The sequence below is a fragment of the Thioalkalivibrio thiocyanoxidans ARh2 genome (genome assembly GCF_000385215.1).
Lineage (GTDB): Bacteria > Pseudomonadota > Gammaproteobacteria > Ectothiorhodospirales > Ectothiorhodospiraceae > Thioalkalivibrio > Thioalkalivibrio thiocyanoxidans.
The window spans coordinates 1-4,209 of the sequence record NZ_ARQK01000010.1 but is presented as its reverse complement, the minus strand read 5'-3'; the positions used below and the strand labels follow the sequence as shown (position 1 = coordinate 4,209).

Below are 4,209 nucleotides of genomic sequence, written 5' to 3'. Positions count from 1 at the left end.
CCCCAGGGTGATCTTGGCGCCGGAAGCATCCGTGTCCAGGCTGAACCCCTGAATCACAAAGCGGGCGGGATCATCCGTGGTGCCCTGGCCACCTTCGGAGATCACGAAGATGTCCTGATCCGTATCCACCGTCAGGAAGTTGGCCCCGTAGTCATCCGCCTCGGCCATTTCCCCGATACCCGCAGTAGCGAGACCTTCCTCGCCACCCGTGGCGGGGTAGAACTCGGCATCTTCGTCTTCGCCCACCTGCACGGACAGTCCAACCGGTTTGACACTGAATTCACTGTCTACGCGGTCCTGCCCTGTCCCAACTCGGCCACCGAGAAAGGCCACATACGAAAAGGGCTCCCCCGTGATCTCCAGAAATCCTTCTGCATTGACATCATCCGCCAGAGAGCGGCTTTCACCCAACGGAGCACCATCTTCCCCATAGAGGATATAGGTCCCACCGCCCAGCGTTCCCTCGATCTGGAACAACGCAGAAGATGTGGGCTCGGCAAAACCGAAAAGCAGTGCCTCGCGCGGATCGATCGCGTCCGGCTCGTTATTGCCTTGATGGTCAACCGCGAAAAAACCATCCCGATAAGACACAACAGCGCTGTTGGAATCGGTTTCCTTCAGGTTATTGGCATTAGCCATCGTGCCTTGCTCTGAGCCAATCCCGACTGTGTGCGCCCACGCATACAAGTCCGGCTCCGGCGGCGGCTCGACAATCAGCTCCGGAACCGGTGCGAATGCACCGTCCGAAGCCACCAGGTCGTCCATGCCGGTCAGCACAACCGTCCCTTCCACCGTGACGCTGAGCTGGTTGCCCTCGACCGTCCCGTTGCGGACAGCCTCCGCCCCTTCCTCGGTCAGCACCACCACCCAGTTGCCGAAACCGTCCTGTTCCAGCGCGAGGTAGCTGGTATCACCGCCCACGATGCTGTAGGTAATGGCGCTCGCCAACGCCGGGTCCAGACCATCCAGATCCAGTGCGTGCGACACGTCGAAAACCACGTCGCCAGCCGCAGCCTGGCTCGCCTCCTCATAGCCGTAATCCGCAGCGACCACCACCGTCACCGTCAGAGACGGGTCCGCATCCGGCGGCGGCTCGACAATCAGCTCCGGAACAGGTGCGAATGCACCGTCCGTGGCCACCAGATCCTCCATGCCGGTCAGCACAACCGTCCCTTCCACCGTGACGCTGAGCTGGTTGCCCTCGACCGTCCCGCTGCGGACAGCCTCCGCCCCTTCCTCGGTCAGCACCACCACCCAGTTGCCGGAACCGTCCTGTTCCAGCACCAGATAGGTCGTATCACCGCCCACGATGCTGTAGGTAATGGCGCTCGCCAACGCCGGGTCCAGGCCATCCAGATCCAGTACGTGCGACACGTCGAAAATCACGTCGCCGGCCTGCGCTTCGCTGGCATCTTCATAGCCATACCCCGCTGCCAAGGACACCGAAACCGTTAGCGTCGGGTTCGCCGTCACCGGAGGGGGTGGTTCTACCGGTGGCGGCCCGGGTGGTACGGCCGTGTCAGCAGTTTCGCCTCCTGGCACCGCCACGGTCTCGCCCATCGCATCAGGGCGATCAAAGACGTTTACCGGGAAGGTGTAATTGATCGGTTCAACGGGCTCGCTGATTCGTGCCACGCGTACGAAGCCGCCACCCTCGCTGTCGCCGCCTTCCAGACCCGCAGCCGGCGGGGCAATCAGCGCATCCAGCGACTCTCCTCGCTCCAGCGCCTCGATCACCTCTTCTGCGGTCGGGATGTCGGGGTTGTCGGCACGGCCGCTCTCGGCCAGCGCCTCGCCAACCAGGGCCTGCTGACCTTCCCCAAGCGACAGCGATCCACCATCCATGCCCTCCAGTTGCACAGTCGCGCCCTTTAACGGGATTACTTCCTCCCCTGCATATACCGGATCGCCTACCGCTAACACGCGCGAGTTACCTTCGGCATCGCGCGCAATCACCGTCCCGGTCAATGCCTGCACAGTCGCCACGACTACATTCACCGCCATCTAACTACCCTCCAGGAGCCGGCTCTACTCGCCCGGCCAAAATAGGCAATCGTTTGCCTACACGAATCACTCGTGCCGCTTACGGCCCTCACCGTGAAACCGCACGACCTCCCTCCTACTTCGCCATGATCGCATGCGACCCGTCAAAGTAGGCCCTCGTCATCCTCAACCAGATTAAGGCGCGTAGCCGATGCTCGAAGATCCTTGCGCCCCAACAACTTCTTCTGCGCCGCATCTGGCAGGTCCGTAAACCGAATGACGCCCTTGTCCGTGAGCACCTCGACCAGATCCTCCAGCACACGAATCAACTCCAGATCGGAGGCCTGCAGCGCCGCAGGGACTGGTTCTTCCTCATCCGCTCCGAGAAAAACCAACAACTCTGGAGCATCGGCCGCGACAAACTCCGTGCACTCGGAACTCGCGTCGCGACTCACCAGCTCGATCCGGCCTTCTGCATCCCGTCTCACGTACATACGCGGCCCCCGGCCATCCAGTAATCCAGTAATCCAGTAATCCAGTAATCCAGCTTCCAGCCTACACCCTCAGACACGAGAAAGCCCCGCCGATTCCGACCGGCGGGGCCCCTCATCCGACCACTTATTGGTCAATCTTGAGCTGGTCGTTGCTCAGGAGCTGATTGATCACGTCCTCAGCGTTAGCGTTGCTCCCGCCCAGATCACTAAACGACTTGCCCTCGAGGCGGATGGTCTGGTCCGCATTGTCCGTATGGCCCCCAAGCTCGCCCTCGGAGCTGATGTACAGAACTGTGTCGTCCCCATCCTCTTCGGCAATAATGAAGTCGGCGACGTTGGACTCGCTGGCGCCATCCAAGAGATCGGAGACATCAAGAACATTATCCCCGTTGCCGAAGTCGGTCACGACGTCATTGGCCGGCTCATCGACAGACCCTTCGTCACCAGAGTTCCAGAGGAACACGTCGTTCCCAGCGCCACCGGTAAGAATGTCATCTCCTCCACCGCCAATCAGGATGTCGTCTCCATCTGTTCCAACGAGTACATCATTCGCGTTGGTGCCCGTGAACTCGTAGTCACCAGCCTCTTCTGTCAGCAGCGACACCTGGACCGACTCGGAAGCCGTATCACCGTCACCATCTTTTACGGAGAACTCAAAATCCAGCTCCTTGCCATCGAGGTCAACGACACTTGCAAAAGAGAAGTCCTTAAGCAGGAAATTAGAACCCGTGTCTCCAGCAGTAATTTCAATGCGGTCGAACGTCATTCCATTTTCCAAGGAGACCTCGAGGTCACCATCCGCAAAGTCGTGTTCATCGGCACCAACCTGGATCAACCCTCCCTGATCATCCTTTTCGAACGCCTTCCACGAAACCGTTCCTTCGCTGCGACTACCCCCTACGGTGAAGCTGGCCTGAGACTCAGCAAAATCGAAATTTATAACGTCAGACTCACCCTGATGAGTCCTGAAATTATTTCCGCCAACACCCATGCCCTGGCCGGAAGTGTTTATATCACCATTACCAGAGATCGTGACATCCTGTTTGCTGGCAGGTTCATCAGATGAGAAAGTCCACCCTTCTCCTTCGCTAAACGAAAGAAAGTCGCCGTTACCGCGAGGTACGTCTTCAGCAAAGTCAGCCTGGAAACTCTGTCCGGCAAATGGATCGACTATTTCGAATTCATAGTTCCCATCTTCTCTAACGAGGAAGGTGAAGAAGATATCCTCGTCGGCGTCATCCGTGCGTGCAACGAGCAGAATGTCATGCCCGTGGAGGTCTGGGGCGTTTATACCTTCAGGAACTTCATCACCCGCGGTGTAGGTGTCGTAGACAAACCCATCCGGTGCATCTCCCGTCAGCCCGATCTGCGCCAGGCCGTCAGCTCCAGCATCAAAAACGAATGCTCCCTCAACGACACCGGTGTGCGTCACTGCCATGGCCAGATTCTGGATGCTCTCTATCACCGGAACATCGTCGACCACCGTCATATCGATAGTGTCTTCGGCTGTCCGATTGGCGCCGTCGGTGACCATGACGTTGATCGCGTCTTTCTGAAGTTCGTCCCGCCCCTCATCCGGATGGTCGGTGGGCGCGGTCAACTCGTAGGTATAGTCGACGGTGTAGGTGCCATCACCATTGTTCTCGAAGCCGGTAATCGACAGCACACCATTGCTGGTGGACGCCGTCAGTGGCACCGATTCCGTAGCACCATTGAGGTCGTCAATTCCCCA

Annotated in this window: 3 protein-coding genes; all 3 read right to left on the bottom strand. The window is 59.0% G+C overall.

Features of this window, described 5'->3' with window-relative positions:
- Positions 1-2,004: retention module-containing protein (locus G372_RS0100160; RefSeq protein WP_156824351.1), on the bottom strand; the 2,004-nt coding region annotated here is incomplete at its 3' end.
- 143 nt (positions 2,005-2,147) lie between these two features.
- Positions 2,148-2,477, bottom strand: coding sequence for a hypothetical protein (locus tag G372_RS0100155; RefSeq protein WP_019624189.1), 330 nt, complete (start codon positions 2,475-2,477; stop codon positions 2,148-2,150).
- 124 nt (positions 2,478-2,601) lie between these two features.
- Positions 2,602-4,209: type I secretion C-terminal target domain-containing protein (locus G372_RS13620; RefSeq protein ID WP_156824350.1), on the bottom strand; the 1,608-nt coding region annotated here is incomplete at its 5' end.